This is a genomic window from Trichocoleus sp. DQ-U1 (assembly GCF_039961925.1).
In the GTDB taxonomy this organism is placed as follows: domain Bacteria; phylum Cyanobacteriota; class Cyanobacteriia; order Cyanobacteriales; family FACHB-T130; genus FACHB-T130.
In genome coordinates this window covers 38,738-58,627 of sequence record NZ_JAMPKB010000034.1, presented here as the reverse complement: position 1 = coordinate 58,627, position 19,890 = coordinate 38,738, and the positions used below count along the sequence as shown (strand labels likewise).

Genomic DNA, 19,890 nt, shown 5'->3' with positions numbered 1-19,890 from the left:
TGCTTGCGACAAATAGGCAAGGATACAACTGAGGAACTAGCGCTTGCTGCGGATCGGGTCAAACTGGCTCAGACTATAGTGAGACACCAAAATTGGGTTAGCGTGATACACTTACTGCATTAGCAACAACCGTTGCTTATTGAGAGGAGAATACAACGATGTCCGAAACTCAGAGTGTATTGCGCTCCTTCGGTCAGGTTTATGACAATCCGGTGTTGCTGGATCGCAGTATCACCACGCCGGTTTGTGAGGGCTTCAACATTGCTCTAGCGAGTTTTCAGGCGCTGTACTTGCAATATCAAAAGCATCACTTTGTGGTCGAAGGTTCAGAATTTTATATGCTGCACGAGTTCTTCAGCGAAAGCTACGAACAGGTGCAGGGACACGTTCATGATATTGGCGAACGGTTGGATGGACTGGGTGGCGTTCCAGTAGCTGGCTTTGCCAAGCTAGCAGAGCTGTGCTGCTTCACGCCAGAAGATGAAGGGGTATTTTCTTGCCGCCAGATGGTGGAACACGACTTAGCCGCCGAGCAAGCGATGATTCAGCTAATCCGGCGTCAGGCAGGACAAGCAGAAAGTTTGGGCGATCGCGCAACCCGTTATCTGTACGAAACAATCTTGCTGAAAACCGAAGAGCGGGCTTATCATCTGGCTCACTTCCTCGCTAAAGACAGCTTGACCTTGGGTTTTGTCCAGACTACGAATAATTAGTATCTGCCTCTTGAATCCCGTTGAGGTAAGCTAGATGTAGCCTCGATATGCAGGCTGCTAAAATTTTCAGTACCTAACCTGTGGTTCTTTAAGACAGAGAGTAACACTAACTGAGCAGAGGGAAGATATCTTCTCTCTGCTTGTTTATTATGAAGTTGTAAAAGTTCTGATTTAAGTTGTAAAGAAAAACCCAGAAATTAATTTTAAGCTTGTTGAAATTAGTTGTCAACTAACCTAAAAGGCAGATTTCTTGGCTTCCCTACATCATGGGAATGAGAACCGAAGAGTTCAGAATGGAAGGGCGGATTTGACGCGATCGCGGTAGAGACGCGATAACCTGGTCTCTAACATCGATAGCCTCCCTCAAACTGCCCGGTCAATGGGAGCTGGTTGTACCACGAAGACACTTGCCAGTTGACACAAAAGAAGTTGCAAAAACCTTTCCTCATCAAATCTTGGGCAAATTGGCAAAAACCACTACCAAGCACAGGGAAGAAAGCCTTTAAAATAATCTGGACTTAAAACAGTCACGCTAGGACAAACAACTATGCCCCGCCGCCAGGACATCCACAAAATTCTGTTACTAGGCTCTGGTCCAATTGTGATTGGACAAGCCTGCGAGTTTGACTATTCAGGCACTCAAGCCTGTAAGGCGCTCCGGGAGGAAGGATATGAAGTCGTGCTGGTGAACTCGAATCCAGCCAGCATTATGACCGACCCGGAAACGGCCGATCGCACCTATATTGAACCGTTGACACCAGAAATCGTAGAAAAGGTAATCGCCAAAGAACAACCTGATGCGCTGCTGCCCACAATGGGAGGTCAGACAGCTCTAAATATAGCCGTCACCCTTGCGAAAAATGGAGTACTGGAAAAGTACGGGGTCGAGTTAATTGGAGCCAAGCTACCGGCAATCGAGAAAGCCGAAGACCGGCTGCTGTTTAAGGAAGCGATGGCGAAAATTGGGGTAAGCGTGTGCCCATCGGGGATTGCTAGCACCCTCGACGAAGCGAAGGCGATCGCGTCCCAAATTGGCAGCTATCCCTTGATTATCCGCCCTGCCTATACCCTAGGCGGCACCGGCGGCGGCATTTCCTACAACCAGGAAGAATTTGAAGAAATGGCTCAGGGCGGTTTGGATGCTAGCCCAGTGTCGCAAATTCTCATCGAACAGTCGCTGCTGGGTTGGAAAGAGTACGAACTAGAAGTCATGCGCGATTTGGCAGATAACGTCGTGATTATCTGCTCGATTGAGAACCTTGACCCGATGGGCATCCACACCGGGGACTCAATTACCGTAGCACCCGCGCAAACCCTCACCGATAAGGAATACCAGCGGTTGCGGGATGCGTCGATTAAAATTATCCGCGAGATTGGGGTAGAAACCGGCGGCTCGAATATTCAGTTTGCAGTTAATCCGCTGACTGGCGACCTGATTGTCATTGAGATGAACCCCCGCGTTTCTCGCAGTTCTGCCCTGGCTTCTAAAGCGACCGGGTTCCCAATTGCGAAGATAGCGGCAAAGTTGGCGGTAGGCTATACCCTCGACGAAATTCCCAACGATATCACCAAGAAAACCCCGGCGTCCTTTGAACCGACCATTGACTATGTGGTGACGAAAATACCCCGATTTGCCTTCGAGAAATTTCCGGGTTCTCAGGCAATCCTGACGACGCAGATGAAGTCGGTGGGAGAAGTGATGGCGATGGGGCGGACGTTCTGCGAGTCGTTCCAGAAAGCATTAAGAGGCTTGGAAACGGGTCGCGCGGGTTGGGGATGCGACAAGAACGAGAAATTGCCAAGTTTGGAACAAATTCGTTCGGGACTGCGGACGCCTCATCCAGAGAGAATTTTCACCGTTCGTCATGCCATGTTGATGGGGATGACGGTAGAAGAAGTCTATGAACTGACGGGAATCGATCCGTGGTTTCTAGATAAGATGCAACAACTGTTGGAAACCGAGAAGTTCTTGAAGCGAAGCAAGCTGAAAGACCTGACAAAAGAAAAGTTGTGGGACATCAAGCAGGAAGGTTTTAGCGATCGCCAGATCGCCTACGGCACCAAAACGACCGAAGATGAAGTCCGCGACTACCGGAAGAATTTGGGTGTAGTGCCCGTCTACAAAACCGTGGATACCTGTGCGGCAGAATTTGAGGCGCTGACTCCTTATTACTACTCGACTTACGAAGAAGAATCGGAGGTATTGCCCTCAGATAAGCGCAAGGTGATGATTTTAGGGGGTGGCCCGAACCGGATTGGGCAGGGGATTGAGTTTGACTACTGTTGCTGTCATGCAGCTTATTCTCTCTCCAAGCAAGGGTTTGAGACGATTATGGTCAATTCAAACCCGGAGACCGTTTCCACCGATTATGATACGAGCGATCGCCTCTACTTTGAGCCGCTGACGAAAGAAGATGTTCTCAACATCATCGAGGCGGAACAGCCAGAGGGAATTATCGTGCAGTTTGGGGGTCAGACGCCGCTAAAATTGGCTTTGCCATTGCAGGAATATCTGCAATCCCACCCCGAAATCACCGCTAAAATTTGGGGAACCTCGCCAGATTCGATTGACACCGCCGAAGACCGAGAGCGATTTGAAAAAATCCTGCGGGAACTTGATATCAAGCAACCAGCGAACGGAATTGCTCGGAGTTTTGAAGACGCCTTAGCGGTCGCGCAGCGCATTGGCTACCCCGTCGTGGTACGTCCTTCTTATGTATTGGGAGGACGGGCGATGGAAATTGTCTACTCCGATGAGGATTTGCAGCGCTACATGATGTATGCGGTGCTGGTGGAACCCGATCATCCGATCTTGATCGACAAGTTTTTGGAAAATGCGATTGAGGTGGATGTGGATGCGATCAGCGATCGCACTGGTAAGGTGGTGATTGGCGGCATCATGGAGCATATCGAACAAGCGGGCATTCACTCTGGGGATTCTGCCTGTTCCTTGCCCTATACTTCCCTATCGGAAGCAGTCTTGGATACCATCCGTACCTGGACTATCGATCTCGCCAAGACCCTCAAGGTGATTGGATTGATGAATATCCAGTTTGCCGTTCAGGGGGAACAAGTTTACATTCTAGAAGCCAACCCCAGAGCCTCGCGCACCATCCCTTATGTCTCCAAAGCGACTGGAGTACCCCTAGCCGCTCTGGCGTCCCGAATTATGGCAGGTGCCACGCTGGAATCCCTCGACTTGACAGAGGAGGTACTGCCGCGTCACGTTGCCGTCAAGGAAGCCGTACTGCCTTTTGAAAAATTCCCCGGTGCTGACACCCTTCTGGGGCCAGAAATGCGCTCGACGGGAGAAGTGATGGGGATTGACGTGGATTTCGGAAGAGCGTTTGCTAAGGCAGCGTTAGCAGCGGGACAGCGGTTGCCCTTATCTGGCACAGTGTTTGTCTCAATGAACGACCGGGACAAGGCGGCGGCGGTGCCAGTGGTCAGAGATTTGATCGAGTTGGGCTTTCATATTGTCGCCACCGTTGGCACGCGCAAAGTGCTGCGGGAACATGGGCTAGAGGTGGATGTGGTGCTGAAACTGCATGAGGGGCGTCCTCACGTTCTGGATGCGATCAAAAACAACAAGATTCAGCTGATTATCACCACACCTTCTGGGGAAGAAGCGCAGGCAGATGGACGCTTGATTCGTCGCAGTGCCCTCACTTACAAAATCCCTATGATCACGACGATTGCAGGTGCTAAAGCTACTGCGGCAGCGATTCGTGCCTTGCAGTCAGCTCCTTTGGAGGTGAAAGCGCTGCAAGACTATATTGGCATCCCCAACTATAGTGATGCCAAGTTGAGTCCAATCCAGGTTTAACCCTCCAGTCCCCTTTTCGGAATCGGGAAGGGGAGGGGCAAGGTCAGAGTGTATGGCATAAAAATAAGAACCGCTATAGATGCCAAACGCCCTTCCGGGAATCCCCCATGAATCTTAGGGGATTTTACCGAAGCGATCGCAAGGTTGCTTACCCAAACCTGTTCTCGAAGAAAACAGGTTTGGGTTCTTTCAAAACTAAGCCGAAATCTACGTAGTGCGATCGTATCCCTACTTCAGTTAGGACTTCAATCAGGTTTTGCAAGAGATAAGCATCCCCGTTCTTAGACCATTTCCCGTTCAAAATGTCAAGCTTGTCATCCCAGAAACCGACGCTGAGCTTTGACAATTTATTGGCAACCTTTATAAATTATTAGGGATAGGTATAAATTTATTGCCCTTCGTAAAGGCAATAGTTGGCAGCAACTGAGTTGAGATTTTTTGACATTCAGAAGAAATTACTACTTTGTTAAATTGTCAGCAAATCGTCAGATTCGCCTTCTATCGAGAAGCGTGGATTCACAATTATTCTTTTATGCAATTTGATAGAAACTTGACTAAAAAGGCATTTCGCTCAAAGGGAATCTCAGTAGGTAAAAGTATTATAGGTTACATAGTAATTTCGCTCGGTGTTCCCCTGATGCAAGTGAACCGATGCGATCGCCACATAGCCATTTCAATTGCAGCATATGCTGTCGGCTACGCAACACGATCGCTCGATAAGCGATCGCCCAAAGGACCTCAAGCAGCTCAAGGTTAAATCTTCTTTTTCTGAGTCTGATAAGTGTCTTCCCGTAACGATCCCAGCTATTTTGTTGGGGAAATGCCAACCAATCGAACTTTAGACAAAAACAACCGTAAAGTTTTTTCGAGCGATTTCAATCCAGAAATCAAAATCCAAGTAACCCAAGTATAAAAGAATACTAAATATTGCTTTTGTTTTACTGGTTGAGAATCAAAATTTTTTTCTAAAACTCATGCAGCTTCAGACATCTAGACGAAAAGGAGTTTGTTACTTTTCCATAACTTGATGAACCCTCAAATTCACGTAAATTTTAGTGGATATTTCCCCGGCGATCGCAGTGCAATGTTATTTTTAGAATGGGTTTACTTAAGCTAAATGATGTTGAGGTAAAAAATGCAATACTCAAATTCTAAAAAATCCCACCTAGAGATGGTTGATGAGGAGTCAACAGACAGTCTCGATAAATCCTTAGAAGCAATTTTGGCTCAACTAGAGCAAAATAACCAATTTGTAAGTGAATATCCGGATGTCGAGGAACTGGGGTTGAAGCATATTAGTCGTAACAAGAGGGCGGTAATAGAGAGAATGATTGCCCTCTGCCTATTCAGGTCCAAACAAAAGCCTAATGAAAGCCGGACAGAGTTTGAATGTGCCTAATGAGAAATCTCTCCAGCGACTGAAAGACTTGATCTTACACGTTGTAGAGGCAGATACAGATAACTTCCTTGAATTAGCAGAAATTGCTGGATTAAATCCCGTTAAAGATTTTGCGGGTGCTAATCTTAGTGGCGTTGACCTACATGGTGCCGACTTAAGCGGTTCGATTTTGCTGGGTACGCTGCTGCTGGGTGCCAATCTGATTGGTGCCGATCTCGCGGGTGCCAAGCTAAATAAAGCCAACTTGAATATGGCTGATTTGAGCGGTGCCAATTTGCTCAGTGCCAATCTCAACAGAGCTGACGCCATTAAAGTCTGTTTGATGGGTGCCAACTTGATTGGCGCTAACCTCAACAGTGCCAACTTACTATGTGCCCAACTGAATGAGGCTCAAATGATTGGAGCCGACCTTTGTCGTGCCAACTTAATTGATGCTTCCTTGTGTAGTGTCAACTTGAGTGAGGCGAACTTGAGTTATGCTATCCTGCGTCGTGCTGACCTGAGTAGTGGCACGTTGATAGGTGCAAACTTGATGGGTGCCGACCTAAGCGGCGCTGACCTGCGTCGTGCCAATTTGAGCGATGCGGATTTAGGCACGGTAAAAGTGGAAAAAGCTCGATTTGGAGAGAATACAGGACTTTCAGAAGCAATGAAGCGTGACTTGAAGCGGCGAGGGGCAATCTGGTAAGAATATTTGTGCTCGTCGTTGCTCCTCAAGAGCCGCTTACCGAATCCGCCACAACTAAGTTTTATAATACTTTTCGGTTAACCTCTCTCCAAAGAGTTTAGATGGGGGAGACACGCAGGGAAGTAGAGAATTCCGTTTGCCGATAAAGAGGGACTCTCCCACTCCAGAAGCCAGATTGGGTAATGCTATAGGTTGAGTCTAGGATCAATGGTTGTTGATTATTGGGGCGAGTGTAGTGAATGCGATCGCTTCCGCATCCCAAACGCCAAAACGCTCAAAAACACCAACCCGATTACCCCCGCCAAGGGATTTTTGTCCACACCAGTAATCCAGTCGGAAACTTGACCAGAAAATTGCACCAGATTCCCCACATTAATGATGTAGTATCCCCAAACCAAGCCAGCGTGCAGACCGATCGAAAGTCCCAGACGCCCCTTGCTTCCGCGCTTTGCCCAAACCAGGGTTAATCCCAGCAGCAACAACCCTGGAAATCCCGGCAAAGTCCGAAAAATCTCCCTCAGCGGCTTCAGAAAATGCACCAGCGCAAAGATAAAAGCGTCTGCCAAAGGAGATACACCGGGACGATAATCCCGTTCCAACTCATCTAGCAGCCAGCCTCGGAATACCAATTCCTCTGCAAAACCGATACCCAGAGCGCTCGCTAACCCTTCTAAAATCAGCTTGGCTAATGGAATTGTCGGAGGCTGCCACACCAGCCAACCCAATAGCCCCTCCAGCCCAAACAGACTGAAAGTAATCAAGACGCCAACACCCAGTCCAGAGAAAAGCTCTTTGGCATTTTGCCGCGTTCCTTGTAAACCATAGCGTCTCAGTAGCTGGGGTTGCTGATAGACTTTCTGACCCCACCACCGAACAAGCAGGAGAAACGCTGCAAACAACAGTCCCATCGTCAGGATGGTGACTAAGTTGGGATCTTTACTCAAGAGTAAGTAGATGGGTGCAGCCACCGGCAACCAGAGCAAGAGTAAACTCAGCACAAAACAGCCCAGCCGCGCCGGTGCCGGGTACTGGGCTAAACGGACAAAGTTTATTTTTAACAACCTCTTGCCTCTTACTTGTTGCCTGGGCGTATTTTATTCGTCTGGTTCTATGGTGCTGGTCAATCCGTGGTTGTTCAATGTTTCGCTATAGAACTCCGCATGCTCCAAGGCGCAAGTAATCACGAGAGCAAGCCCATTGGTATGAGCTTCCATCATGATACTGACAGCCTGAGGTTGCGTGATACCAGGCACCGTCGTTATCAAAACCTGCACCACGTACTCCATTGGGTTGAAGTCATCATTATGGAGCAACACACGATAACGAGGTGCGAGTTTACGGACTGTTGAAGGCTTTTGTACGGTTTCGACAGACACTGCTCTTCCCTCTTCGTTACTGATCTACGATTGATAAACGCTACTTGAACTCTCCCCTTCTCTACTCCAGATGCGATGCGAACACAGCTTGCGTACTACCCTACGGAAAGCCGCTACGCGCCTACGTTACCCCATCTGAAGTTGGGTCGCTCAAGGCAAATGTTAAGATTCTAGCTGCTTTTTTTATATTACTCAATACTTATGCGTTCTGAGGAGGCGATCGCTCCAGCATTTCCCCTACGCCTGAGCAAAACCTTTCCTCAACATAACTAACGTGGATGCAGCAACCAAGCCCTTAGACAGAACTACTGAATGTCTAAGGGCATCCAGCCTTCCTGAGAAGCTAAAATAAAGAAGTTAACATTACTTAACATTTTTGTGACATGCAGGCAACCCCAGCAGCCTCTACCGTCCCCATTCCCGGCACTTATTGGCAATGGCGGGGGCAATCCATCTATTATGTACGGGCAGGACAACCGCAACCCGAACGCCCGCCCCTATTATTGATTCATGGCTTTGGTGCCTCTACAGACCACTGGCGCAAGAATATTACTGAACTGAGTCAGGATTTTGAAGTTTGGGCGATCGATCTGCTGGGCTTTGGTCGTTCAGCCAAGCCGGAGTGGGAGTATGGTGGCGACTTGTGGCGAGACCAACTGTATGATTTCATCACTAACGTGATTCGTCAGCCAGTTGTGTTAGCAGGAAACTCTCTAGGCGGCTATTGCGGGCTTTGCGTGGCAGCCCAACGTCCATCAGCCGCTGTTGGATTAGTATTGCTCAATAGTGCTGGCCCGTTCACCAATCTTAAGGTGCCGACTCAACCGAACCCCATCCAAAAAGTGATGGGTGAAGTCGTTCAGTCACTTTTTCGCCAACCCTGGGCTAGTTTTCTGTTGTTCCAGTATGCGCGACAACGTTCAGTCATTCGGAATACACTCCAGAAAGTTTATCTCGACCAGAGTGCGATCACCGATCGGTTGGTGGAAGAAATCTATCGCCCCTCTTGCGATCCCGGTGCTGCTCAAGTATTTGCTTCTGTCTTCAGAACGCCTCAAGGCGAAAAAGTTGACCTTTTATTAAAGCAGATGCACTGCCCGCTGTTGCTGTTGTGGGGAGAAGCAGATCCCTGGATGAATACAAGAGATAGAGCGGAGCAATTTCGCCAATACTATCCTCAACTGACAGAGCATTTTTTACAAGCAGGTCACTGTCCCCATGATGAGGTACCAGAACAAGTAAATGCTCTGATGCGCTCGTGGGTATTAAGCAATTAAAAATTCAAAAAAACGCCAAATTAAAAATCAGAGAATGTTTAATTTGGCGTTTTTAATTGTTTACCAAGGATTGCCGATCATCGTAAACGCTGCCCAATAATAGGGATGAGAGAGTTTCTTCTCTCCTAACCCTGCCAACTCCGGAGGTAGCGAGATATCCTCTCTGGAAGTATGCATTTTGTTTCCCTCAATGCTTACTTCTCCATTAATCATCGATATCTGTGCCTGCCGTAGTGCCTCCGCTTTGATGGGGGCTTTTTTCAATTGGGAATAGAAGCTGGTCATCAGCCCCAACGTCCCTTCATCACTGACGTACCACAGACTTCCCATTGCCGATTTTACCCCTGCTTGCACAGCCAATCCAGCAAAGCCCATCTCCGCCTGTTCATTGCCTAACGCTGTGCGACAGGCACTCAGCACTAATAACTCTACAGGTGGATCGTTCCAGCCCATTTGCTTTAGCTGATTCAATCGCAGTTTCGTGTCCCATAGCTGAATGTAGGATTGGCTAGGAGGCCCTAATTCAAATTCGGCATGAGTTGCTAGATGGACAATCCCAAAAGGCTGCGAGTAGCGCTGAGACTTCAGATTCTTGAGGGTGAAGGCATCGTTAAGGAAGGCTTTGCCTTTCCACAGCTGGGGCGTAATCATTGACAACTCCAGGGGCACTGATGGTAAAGCGCTTTGTTCGGGAAACTTCTCTGCTCCCATTGCCAGAACTTGGGAATTTTTAATGTCTTTGAAGAGAGTATCCGTCAAACTAAGACTGGGCATCAGCCCCGTACTGTATTTCTCCACCAGAAACTTTTGACCATCGTGGAGAGCGGCAATCGGGATGGAGCGTAACCCACTGTCTGCAAGGAAGACCATATTCTGGATACCCCGCGCTTGTAAATCGGCTTCAATGGGTGCAATCATCCACTTATAAAGTTTTTGGGCTGGAGCCAGGTAAGCCTTCTGTCTTCGGGGGTTAATCACTTCGGCACGGAATTGATCGGCAACCTTGATTACTTGCGATCGCGTTGTCCCCGGAACCCGCTTGCGAATGGGGACACCATCAGAAGTCACCACCAATATTTCCAACTGGTCGCTATTGTTACGCCCTGCCCGATTGACCTTACCTAGGAAACTAGATTGCTGCACATTTTCTGGTTGATTTAACGGCTGTAGTGACTTAGTTCCATTGAAAGCCGTTGTATCCAGTAGGCTCGGATCGAGTGCAATCGTCTGAGGCACAAAAGTTACATAGATGAGTGCTGGTTTCACCCCAGTCGCTTTCTCAATTTTTTGCAGAATATTCCGAGCCTCTACCAGTGTGGTTGTCTGAGAATCAACCTGCTGACCCAAATATTCCTCAAATTCACGGGTGAAGGATTCTTCCAGAACTGCAACAGATTCACTTGCATCAGTTTGTGAAGATGATTCCGCATCCACCTTTCGTGATGATGAATTTTCCTTGCCGGAAGAGGTGGAAACCGGATCGTTTCCTGAGCCGGATAAGTTATCTCCCTGACTTGTTCCGTCATCTCCCTTGCTTGCTTGATCGTTGCTAGGGCTGCCGGAGCCTGTGTTTTTGCCCGTGCCACCAGTGCCGGTACTACCGCCCCCCGTGCCACCGGAGGAGCCTGTGTTTTTGCTTGTGCTTCCACCCGTGCCGCCGGAGGAGCCTGTGTTTTTGCCCGTGCCACCGGAGGAGCCTGTGTTTTTGCCTGTGCTTCCACCCGTGCCGCCGGAGGAGCCTGTGCCGCTGCCACCTGTATTGCCACCCGTACCCCCGGAGGAGCCGGTACCGCTGCCACCTGTATTGCCGCCCGGATCTATGCCGCCGGTGCCACTGCCACCTGTATTGCCACCCGGATCTATGCCGCCGGTACTGCCACCTGTATTGCCACCCGGATCTATGCCGCCGGTACTGCCACCTGTATTGCCACCCGGATCTATGCCGCCGGTGCCGCTGCCACCTGTATTGCCACCCGGATCTGTGCCGCCGGTACTGCCACCTGTGTTGCCCCCCGGATCAATGCCGCCAGTACCCCCAGGACTAGGGGTAGGAGTGGGGAGAGGAGTAGGGCTGGGAGTGGGAGTAGGATTGGGATTTGGGGTAATATCTGTACCTACCTTGGTCGGTTGGGCAGATCCCGTAGATCCCGTATATTTTATGGGGGCTGCTGTACCTGTTGTTAAAGTAATCGTCCCATCAGTGCCTTGACCGAACTTTCCATTACCAGAAGCGCCCGCCGTTATCTTGTTATACGTAATGCTACCCTTCGCAGTTAACGTTACATTCCCACCATCGTTGGGGCCGCCTGTAGCTTTCGTTATGATGTTGCCAGTTTTAATGTTTCCGTCTTGTGCGGTCAGCGTTACACTACCAGCACCGCCCATGTTGCCCTTAACAGAAGTGTTAATCTCTCCAACAGTTACATTTGCACCTGTAATGGTTAACGCTCCCCCGGAAGTTGTGATGGATTGCGATTGATCCATTGAAAAAGACCCGGCACCATTTTTATCCGCGTCGGCAGTAAAGGTAATCGAGCCACCAGAAGAAAAGTCCAGCGACACACCGTTGTCGATGGTAATATCATTCGTTGCTTGTAGTAAGACATTACCAGTCTGATTTTCGAGTAAGCTCTTGGAGATGGTGAAGTCTACCTCATCCCCTCCATCAGCCGATAAAATTTGCCCTGCTAAGTCTCCTGTAGGAGTATCAGCACTGAGTTGATCGTCGTTCGTACCACCTGTATTGACTATCTTGATATTCTTTGGATCGAGCAGAATGGTACCGTCTACCCCGTTAGGGGCACCTACATTCACCTCTCCTTTAAATGCCAAGTTTTCCTTGCCAGATACCTCGACAAAGCCACCATTACCTTGATTAGTGCCGCCACTAGCACCGATTTTGCCATAGAAGCCAGTTACTTTGTCTGCCCAGACGATGACATGACCGCCATTTCCGTTGAGCAAACTGTCAGCATTGATCGTAGAGTCACTGCTGATGTATGTATGAGAGGCAGTGGGAATGGTGCCTTTCCCCTGAAAATCCCCTCCAATCAGGACAGTGCCGCCACCATTGGTGCCTGAAGCGTTAACATTGCCACTAACCAGCCCGACTTTGTCGCCCAAGACCTGCACCGTGCCGCCAGTCTGACCTGAAACGTTGAGACTGCCAGAGGCGATCGCAGTGCCTGGATCTGTGGGAATGCTAACCCCAGATCCCGTTAACACTACCTGACCATTGCTGTTGACTGTTAGCCCAGTGGCACTCCCGGCATCGCCTCCCGTTAACAGTTCTGGGATGGAAGCAACTGGCAATGTCCAATTTTTCGGTTGGCTATCGGTTGCTGCTATGGGTTGAATTTCTAAGCTCAGCAGATTCCCTGGTTGACTCAGGCGTACTATGTTCTCTCCAGGTACGGCTGTTAAGGTGATATTACCCCCAGGAGCTGTCAGGGTTCCGGTATTTACTACGGTACCACCCAGTAAAGCAATATCCTTTGCCGCGCCTACACTCAGTTGCCCTGCGTTGATAATTGCACCGGGTTGAGCGTTGGTGAAGGCAAAGGCGTTGGGTTCTCCCCCCAGGGCAGCATAATTATTGTTACCAGATGCATTGAACCAGTTGTTGCCAAAACCAATTCCTGTAGCAGTGGTGGCGGTGAAGCTTCCGTTTACATTTAAGCTGGCGTTGGCACCCAATACAATGCCAGATGGATTAATTAGAAATAGATTGGAATTGCCATTCGTAACTTGGAGCAGACCGTTAATAATAGAGGGGTTTCCGCCAGTGACGCGACCCAATATATTTTTAATATTTTGGTTCGACAGAAAATTCGCAACTTGGTTGGCGTTTAGCCCAAACTCGGAGAAACTGTGAAAAAGGTTTGCCCCATTACTGGAGGTTTTTCCCCCAGTAATGTCGAAACTGTTGCCATTGGTATTGACAATGGTGTTCGTGCTGTTGGTGGGGTCTTGATCTGGCACAATTTGTGCCTGCGCGATCGCCCAATCGACGCCTCCTGGAGCGATCGCAGGCAACATCCAAAAGGCCAAGGGTAAAACTAAATATTTTATCCTTTTTCCTTTTTCTTTTTTCACTTTAATATAGCTTGCCTTCAGCAATAGACTGATTTCACATACAGCGACTTTCATTTGCCTAATTCCTGGGAAGAAACACGTCGCTCGTTGCCACTTCTGGAACTGTCACCCCAGCTTGTGTTGCAGGTAGCAGGTAACCAGATACTTGGTAAGAATGCACCGATTTTTTTTCTACTCTCAATTAGAAAAGTGGCGAGGCGGCAAAAAAACCAAATTTAGATTGCTCTGCCTAGCCTTATCTCCAAGCTATCCTCAAAAAGCAGATTTTAGGCATTTTTAATGCATTTATTTTAACAAGATGTGTTAATGCACTTTTCTCTCTACAGCTATATAAAATCCATAGGCGAACGCATTCCTTTTAGGGGATGGTAAAATTATTTTTTCTATAAAACTAATTGGCTGTAACACTGTTTGAGTTTATGCCAATCGTGAAGTGCCAATCATCACCAAAACGGATGAGTAGGCAAATTTCGATTCTCCACTTCGGGCAGTTCAGTCGGCAACATATACCCTTCCGGAGTATACCCCTTTCTGCCCTTAAACGTACCCCTTTCCTTTAAACGTTACCGCATGGGTCGATGATAGCCCAGGGCTTTGCTGTACCGATCCGAAAAGTCTGTCATTCATTTGGGAATTTTCCGAGATGAATGACAAAGAGTCACTACCGCTTTTGTTAGCCCCTACATGCTGAGTTCGAGGATTTCCGCAAGAATATGACCTTATCTAAATAAAAACGCGATCGCGCTCTTCAGATGCACTTTGTGCAATACTCGCCCCAATTCTTCTAGAATTCACAATCCGATGCACGAGCTTCTAGGTCGAGGATTGCTGGGAGTTAAGTCGGAGAAATGAATGAAACCCTGTCATTCGTACGCTGGTAAGCCACTCCGTGTAGATGAGTTCTCCGCGTTGGGGGCGTGGCGTTTGAGGAACGCAACCCACAACATTGAGAAGAGTTCGATGGGTAACGCTTAGTAGCTCTACCCTTCACACAGATAATTATGGGTTGGGGAGAGATTAACCGAAAAGTATTGACTTCAATCTTACTCAAATATTTCCCTTCACTGCGCTTCGCCGATCAGGGTAAATACCGCCCAGTCTAATGGGTTCAGGTATGTTTTCAGAGTTTTTCACATGGCACTTCGCAGCGCAGCGGCTCTGTCTGGATTTCCCTGGAGATTATTATAAAACTTCGTCATTAGGAAAGAAGTGGGGGCAGCAGGGATCGCCCATAATGACACTTGAACACTAGGAACTCTAGCGGAAATAAAAACACGAGACAGCCTGATGACGCCATCGCCTGTAATCCGACCTCTTCCCGTGTCAAAAGCACTCAAAACCACCAATTCGGCTTTTAAAGACGAACTGTGCGGTGTGTCGAAGGCAGTTCGCTCCGATCGTGCGTACAAATCCAGTATTTCACCCGCCGTCAGCAAACCACTATCTTTCCCGTCTGATGCAAAGGCGAGCCTCCTTTCGGGAGGAGCTAGCGCTATCTACGTTTAATTCTCCAACCTTTTGTGGCTTTTAATCTTATGAAGATTTGGCTAAAAATCTTTCCTATCCCTGAGCTAGATGCGGGCTTTCAGGGTTTAATTGCTTTTATGGATCGGTTTAGGGGTGCTGTTTCCACAGCTCTTGAGCCAACCGATTTCCATTTTTCCTCTGCCTAGAGTGACAAAAGAGCGATAGTGTGGTTTGTGATGTACTCCATCTGATTCAGTACTAATTTTTAAAATTTCTTCTTCAACATCCGATAGTCGGCTTGAGCGATGGTCGTGTTTCAGACAATAAAAAGGCAAAATGCTAAAGAAAGGAGAAATTTTCTGGATGCATTTGCCTTTTTATTTTTGTTGTAGGTGTAAAATTATCCGCTTGTGTTCTTCGCTTCCTTTGCAGCTAAAGCGAAGATAGTGCATCCGCAGTGCTATGCGATCGCTAACGGAGTTTTTTAGGATAAACCCTCTTCACCAATCAAATATAACTGCAATAGAAACCTTTTATGCGATCGCTAATTGTGCTTTTTCAGGTACAGGTAAAAGGTAGAAACAAATCAAAATTATTTAAATCCCGATTGTTTTCTTCTAATTTCCTATGTAAAAATTTCCGCTCAACGATTAAACTGATTGGAAATCTGAGGAACAACTTGAAGTATCCGGTGAATTCAAGATGCTGGGAATACCCAACACCGCGCAAGGAAAATTAGAACCTAGTTTCTGAACAATTGGATGATTGGCAGAGGTACAGCCCAGCAACAATAAAGTCGCAGCTTCTGATTCAACAACTTTTCTGAGTTCTGTAGAAATGCAACCAAACCGTAGATGACCTTTGAAAGAACCTCGCCATTCTTCAGCCAGACAACGGGCTTGCGATAGGATACGATCTGCTTGCTCAAAAGGATTCGTTTGATAGAAAATTGCCCTTAAATAGGAAGGATCTATCTCCGTCATTCGTGTGCGTGCTTCTAATTCCACAGGGGTAGGTTGAGTTAAAACAGGTGTGGCACACTTTCTTGCCGATGCTTCTAGAGACTCTAGGGGAAGCTGTTGGCTTAAAGGGCGTCTAGCATCACCCCCGTTACAGATATGTGGACAATGGCTGCTTTGATCTTCATCGACAACGTAAACGACTTGAACCGTGACTTGCGCCTTTGTAACTAACCGGGTTTGATGGGCAATCCATAGGGCAAGATCCAGAGCGGTTTGACTGCTAGGAGACCGATTATAGCCCACGACTAAATTGATTGATTTAGCAGAATTAGCGCGTTTGGAAGTGGGGGAAACTGGCTCTGGTAGTAATACCATTTGTTCAACTACATCCTGACGACCCATTGCGCTTTCAAGACGGGCTAACATTGACTTAATATTCACAAACTCAAACCTCCTGAAGTAATTAGGCTAGCTTCGCAAGAACTTAAGTAAGGGTTTTAATGGGTTAGAAACGCAATAGAACGTGTTTCCAGTTCAGTTGTTTTTTCTTTGATAAACAGTTGACCAATGGCTCGTCTACTCGTCTTGATTGAAATATTCATCGAGGAAGTTCAAAGCGTGGTTACGCAATTCAAAATACTCGCGGGAGTTGCGGAGGGCTTGGCGATCGCGTGGATGCTTAAAAGGCACGTCCAAAATTTCCCCAATCTTCGCGTGGGGGCCGTTGGTCATCAGTATAATTCGGTCAGACATATACAGCGCTTCATCTACATCATGGGTAATCATCATTACCGCTTGCCGTTGATGTTCCCAAATATGCAGTACTTGCTGCTGCAATTTGCCCCTCGTCAAGGCGTCGAGTGCCCCAAAAGGTTCATCCATCAACAACATTTTGGGGCGAATTGCGAGGGCACGAGCAATCCCCACCCGTTGTTTCATCCCGCCAGAAATTTCATCGGGATAGTTGTCAGCGGCGGCTGTTAAATTCACCATTGCTAGGTGTTCGTTCACAATGCTAATTTTTTCAGCACGAGAGGCATTTTTTAAGACTTCATCCACCGCCAAACGGATATTTTCTTTCACCGTCAGCCAAGGCAGCAGTGAATAGTGTTGGAACACCATCATGCGCTCGGCACCAGGTTTACGAATTTCTTTACCTTCTAATTGCACGGAGCCGGAAGTCGGTTTTTCTAACCCAGCAACCATTTTGAGAAGCGTTGATTTGCCGCAGCCAGAGTGACCAATCACGCAAATAAATTCATCTTCACTCACACTAAGATTAATGCCATCCAGAACAACAAATTCACCTCCATCTGCTGTGGGATAGGACTTGCAAAGATTTTCTATTTCCAGAAATCCAGTGCGGTTGACACTTTGATTATTGGCATCCGTTGAGAATGAGGTGGATTTAGTCATATCATGCTCCTTCTGAGGACGAACTCTTGAGAATTTTAAAGGTATGAACGAGGCTGGCTTTTGCCAAAAAGTAAAACTCAGCCGAGCCGTTTGAACAGTAACAAGTGCAACTAATTAAGATAAGAAGAAACGAGCGGGACGGTTTGCCCGAATCTCAAACCCATTGATATATCCAACTGGATCGCTGGGGTCAAAACCTTTCTTATCAATGAATACTTGCGGTGGTTCAACTTTGTAATCTTCCTGGGGACACTCAATGCCCATTTCTGCGGCAATTTCTCGATAAAGATCGGTTCTCCAGCCTTGTTTGGCAAGTGCTTCTGCATTCTTTGGAAATTCTTTGATTTGTCCCCAACGAGCTGCTTGAGTCATTAACCAGAGACTTTCAGATTGCCAGAGAAATGTCGAATGTTCTCCTGGACGTTTGGGAATGTTGTCAGGGATATCGAAGAAGATTGTACTGTCCTCGGCTTTCGCAATCCGAGCTTTACCATCAAAACCGCCATAATTGTAGTCGCCAATAATTGCGGGACGAGTAAATTTGGGTTTAGCACCTGTAAAGGAACGCTCGGAAATAAGTGTTGCTACTTCTTCGCGGTTTTCAGGCTTGCTGCAATACTGGCAAGCTTCAATCATCGCTTTGACAAGGGAACGATAAGTTTTGGGATTTTTTTGGATGAAAGATTCCATCACACCCAGCAGTCGATCTGGGTGTCCCAACCAAATTTCTTTGCCTTGAGCGAAGGTAAAACCAACACCTTCATTTCCGGTAATTGCGCGGGTATTCCAAGGTTCTGCCACCATGTAGGCTTGCATCGCTCCTATCCGCACGTTCGTCACCATTTGCGGTGGGGGAACGATGATGACGCGAAACTCTTTCAGGGGATCGACTCCGGCGGCGGCGGATAGGTAGCGGACGAAGTATTCGTAAATGGCAGAACTGAGGACAACTGCCCAAACTCGTTGTTCTCGCGGCTGCTTCTCAAAGTAGCTGCGGAAATCCTTCCCAAATGCTTCTAAATCGCCGTTATACTCCCGCCAGGGACGCAAACCTGCTTCCCACATTTTCCGGTTCATCGTCATGGCGTTACCGTGTCGGTGAATGGTCATGGCGGCGCAGAGAGGGGCATGGCGTGCGCCTTCAGCACCGATTCTGGCGTTGGTGACGGCACCAGAGACTACGGGGGCGGCATCAGTGCGACCAAAAATTACGCCGTCACGAGAGGTTGCCCAGCTAGCTTCCCGATTAAGTTGGACGTTGAGACCGTACTTGCGGAAAAATCCTTTTTTCCAAGCGATCGCAAACGGCGCACAATCATTCACCGGCACGTAGCCAACAATCAGATCGGGTTTTTCTAACGATCCTGGCTCTACGACTTGTTTGATGGATGCGGATTCTTCAGTGAGTCCTTTCGCTGAGCGATCGCCGCTAATCGCACAAGATGATAGTGCCATTCCTGCTGCTGTGGCACCCATACCCTCCAGAAATTTTCGTCGCGTCCAGTTTGTGGTGTCACTCATAATTCGTCCTTGCGATCCATTTCCACTCAGCTCAAGCCACTAGGTTTGAGCGATTACTGCTCATGAGTTCTCTGAAAAAATTGACGCCGTAGGTACTACGTCTCGCAACCCACTCGTTTGAGCGGTCAGCGTTACCACGACGCCCGTGAGTCTCGCTCACACTAGCGATTTCTGTTAGAGCAGAATCATCCCTACTCAACAGAGGTTTACAGAAAATTATTAGACAGAGGTTGCCCTAGGGCGACGGTGAGTAACCAAAGCTTCAACTTTGCTTAAGGCATAGTCCAGCAGTAGTCCTGTCAATCCAATCACTACCACTGCCAAAAATACTGAGCTTAGGTTTAAGCGACTCCATTCATCCCACACAAAGAACCCAATCCCGATGCCGCCTGTGAGCATTTCTACAGCGACAATGACCAGCCATGCAATCCCCAAACTAATCCGTAAACCAGTGAAGACATAAGGCAAACTCGCAGGCCAAATAATCTTGGTAATTCGTCGCCAGCGGGGCATTTCTAGAACCCTTGCCACATCGAGGTAATCTTTGGAAACGCTAGAAACACCGAGAGCAGTGTTAATAATGGTGGGCCACAAAGAAGTAATGAAGATAACAAAAATTGCTGACGGATCTGCTAGGTTAAAAATTGCTAAAGCAATGGGCAACCAAGCTAGGGGCGATACTGGCTTGAAAATCTGAATTATGGGATTGAGTGCCATCATTGCTTGCTTGGACATCCCAATCAAAAATCCAATGGGAATGGCAACAACTGCACCTAACAAAAATCCCAGCAATACTCGTCGAAGGCTTGCCAGTAGTAACCAACCAATCCCTAGATCGCCAGGACCCCGTCGGTAAAAGGGGTTCATAATGTAGTCTAAATTCTTGACGAACGCCTCTGGTGGGGTGGGTATTAATTCATGCTTGAAAAGCGCAACAATCCACCACAGAACGATAATTCCTAAAAAACCAAGGGCGGGGAGGACGACGACATCCCGAATCAGAACGGGTTTTGCCCGTTTCCAGGCTACCTGTCCAGCAACTGCAATCGCAGACAAATTCAGCTGCAATATCATTATGAAGCTCCTCAGAGTCACTCTTCAGGTACAAAAAGTAGAGCAGTACCAGCCGGGACACTGACAAGTTCAGAAC

The 19,890-nt window shown here is 47.9% G+C and carries 12 protein-coding genes and 1 pseudogene; 5 read left to right on the top strand and 8 right to left on the bottom strand.

All coding sequences use genetic code 11. From position 1 onward, the window contains the following. The first annotated feature begins 158 nt into the window (after window positions 1-158). From NDI34_RS15860 to NDI34_RS15845, 4 genes are all read left to right on the top strand, one after another. Window positions 159-713, top strand: coding sequence for a Dps family protein (locus NDI34_RS15860; RefSeq protein WP_190415157.1), 555 nt, complete (start codon window positions 159-161; stop codon window positions 711-713). A gap of 547 nt (window positions 714-1,260) precedes the next feature. Further along, a complete protein-coding gene (gene carB / locus NDI34_RS15855) occupies window positions 1,261-4,539 on the top strand; it encodes a carbamoyl-phosphate synthase large subunit (RefSeq protein ID WP_190529335.1) in 3,279 nt (1,092 codons plus the stop codon). 1,135 nt (window positions 4,540-5,674) lie between these two features. Further along, window positions 5,675-5,938 (top strand): hypothetical protein, encoded by a 264-nt coding sequence (locus NDI34_RS15850; protein ID WP_190415153.1) that lies wholly within the window; start codon window positions 5,675-5,677, stop codon window positions 5,936-5,938. Next, a complete protein-coding gene (locus NDI34_RS15845; protein ID WP_190429621.1) occupies window positions 5,907-6,626 on the top strand; it encodes a pentapeptide repeat-containing protein in 720 nt (239 codons plus the stop codon). Before NDI34_RS15850 ends, NDI34_RS15845 begins: the two co-directional genes overlap by 32 nt. Before the next feature lie 218 nt (window positions 6,627-6,844). On the opposite strand, the gene NDI34_RS15840 is transcribed toward NDI34_RS15845, so the two are convergent. Both NDI34_RS15840 and clpS read right to left on the bottom strand, forming a co-directional pair. Then, a complete protein-coding gene (locus NDI34_RS15840) occupies window positions 6,845-7,678 on the bottom strand; it encodes a CPBP family intramembrane glutamic endopeptidase (RefSeq protein ID WP_348233139.1) in 834 nt (277 codons plus the stop codon). Between the two features lie 42 nt (window positions 7,679-7,720). Continuing rightward, on the bottom strand, window positions 7,721-8,002 hold the full coding sequence (clpS, locus tag NDI34_RS15835; protein ID WP_190415151.1) for an ATP-dependent Clp protease adapter ClpS: 282 nt from the start codon (window positions 8,000-8,002) through the stop codon (window positions 7,721-7,723). Between the two features lie 383 nt (window positions 8,003-8,385). Here clpS and NDI34_RS15830 point away from each other — a divergent pair, with 383 nt between their 5' ends. Beyond that, entirely contained in the window at window positions 8,386-9,279 is an 894-nt protein-coding gene (locus NDI34_RS15830) for an alpha/beta fold hydrolase (RefSeq protein ID WP_348233129.1), read from the top strand. A 60-nt stretch (window positions 9,280-9,339) separates the two neighbouring features. Here the strand turns inward: NDI34_RS15830 and NDI34_RS15825 are convergent, their stop codons facing one another. The 6 genes and pseudogenes from NDI34_RS15825 to ntrB form a co-directional block, all read right to left on the bottom strand. Beyond that, complete coding sequence (locus NDI34_RS15825) at window positions 9,340-13,428, bottom strand: CHAT domain-containing protein (protein ID WP_348233128.1); 4,089 nt, start codon at window positions 13,426-13,428, stop codon at window positions 9,340-9,342. 1,007 nt (window positions 13,429-14,435) lie between these two features. Beyond that, window positions 14,436-14,843 (bottom strand): annotated as a pseudogene (locus NDI34_RS15820) (CHAT domain-containing protein); the annotation flags it as partial. Window positions 14,844-15,491: 648 nt separating this feature from the next. Then, the gene (locus NDI34_RS15815) at window positions 15,492-16,244 is read right to left on the bottom strand and encodes a universal stress protein (protein WP_348233127.1); all 753 of its coding nucleotides are present in this window, start codon (window positions 16,242-16,244) and stop codon (window positions 15,492-15,494) included. 135 nt (window positions 16,245-16,379) lie between these two features. Continuing rightward, window positions 16,380-17,219 carry a nitrate ABC transporter ATP-binding protein gene (locus NDI34_RS15810; RefSeq protein WP_348233126.1) on the bottom strand — a complete coding sequence of 280 codons (840 nt, stop codon included), beginning with the start codon at window positions 17,217-17,219 and terminating at the stop codon, window positions 16,380-16,382. A gap of 114 nt (window positions 17,220-17,333) precedes the next feature. Further along, complete coding sequence (locus NDI34_RS15805) at window positions 17,334-18,740, bottom strand: ABC transporter substrate-binding protein (RefSeq protein ID WP_348233125.1); 1,407 nt, start codon at window positions 18,738-18,740, stop codon at window positions 17,334-17,336. Window positions 18,741-18,959: 219 nt separating this feature from the next. After that, a complete protein-coding gene (gene ntrB, locus NDI34_RS15800) occupies window positions 18,960-19,814 on the bottom strand; it encodes a nitrate ABC transporter permease (RefSeq protein WP_190687130.1) in 855 nt (284 codons plus the stop codon). Window positions 19,815-19,890: the final 76 nt, after the last annotated feature.

What these genes read in the sequence shown, in the direction of transcription:
- NDI34_RS15860 (WP_190415157.1), top strand. Translation starts at nt 159, where the DNA reads ATGTCCGAAACTCAGAGTGTATTGCGCTCCTTCGGTCAGGTTTATGAC.
- carB (WP_190529335.1), top strand. Translation starts at nt 1,261, where the DNA reads ATGCCCCGCCGCCAGGACATCCACAAAATTCTGTTACTAGGCTCTGGT.
- NDI34_RS15850 (WP_190415153.1), top strand. Translation starts at nt 5,675, where the DNA reads ATGCAATACTCAAATTCTAAAAAATCCCACCTAGAGATGGTTGATGAG.
- NDI34_RS15845 (WP_190429621.1), top strand. Translation starts at nt 5,907, where the DNA reads ATGAAAGCCGGACAGAGTTTGAATGTGCCTAATGAGAAATCTCTCCAG.
- NDI34_RS15830 (WP_348233129.1), top strand. Translation starts at nt 8,386, where the DNA reads ATGCAGGCAACCCCAGCAGCCTCTACCGTCCCCATTCCCGGCACTTAT.
- NDI34_RS15825 (WP_348233128.1), bottom strand. Translation starts at nt 13,428, where the DNA reads ATGAAAGTCGCTGTATGTGAAATCAGTCTATTGCTGAAGGCAAGCTAT.
- NDI34_RS15810 (WP_348233126.1), bottom strand. Translation starts at nt 17,219, where the DNA reads ATGACTAAATCCACCTCATTCTCAACGGATGCCAATAATCAAAGTGTC.
- NDI34_RS15805 (WP_348233125.1), bottom strand. Translation starts at nt 18,740, where the DNA reads ATGAGTGACACCACAAACTGGACGCGACGAAAATTTCTGGAGGGTATG.
- ntrB (WP_190687130.1), bottom strand. Translation starts at nt 19,814, where the DNA reads ATGATATTGCAGCTGAATTTGTCTGCGATTGCAGTTGCTGGACAGGTA.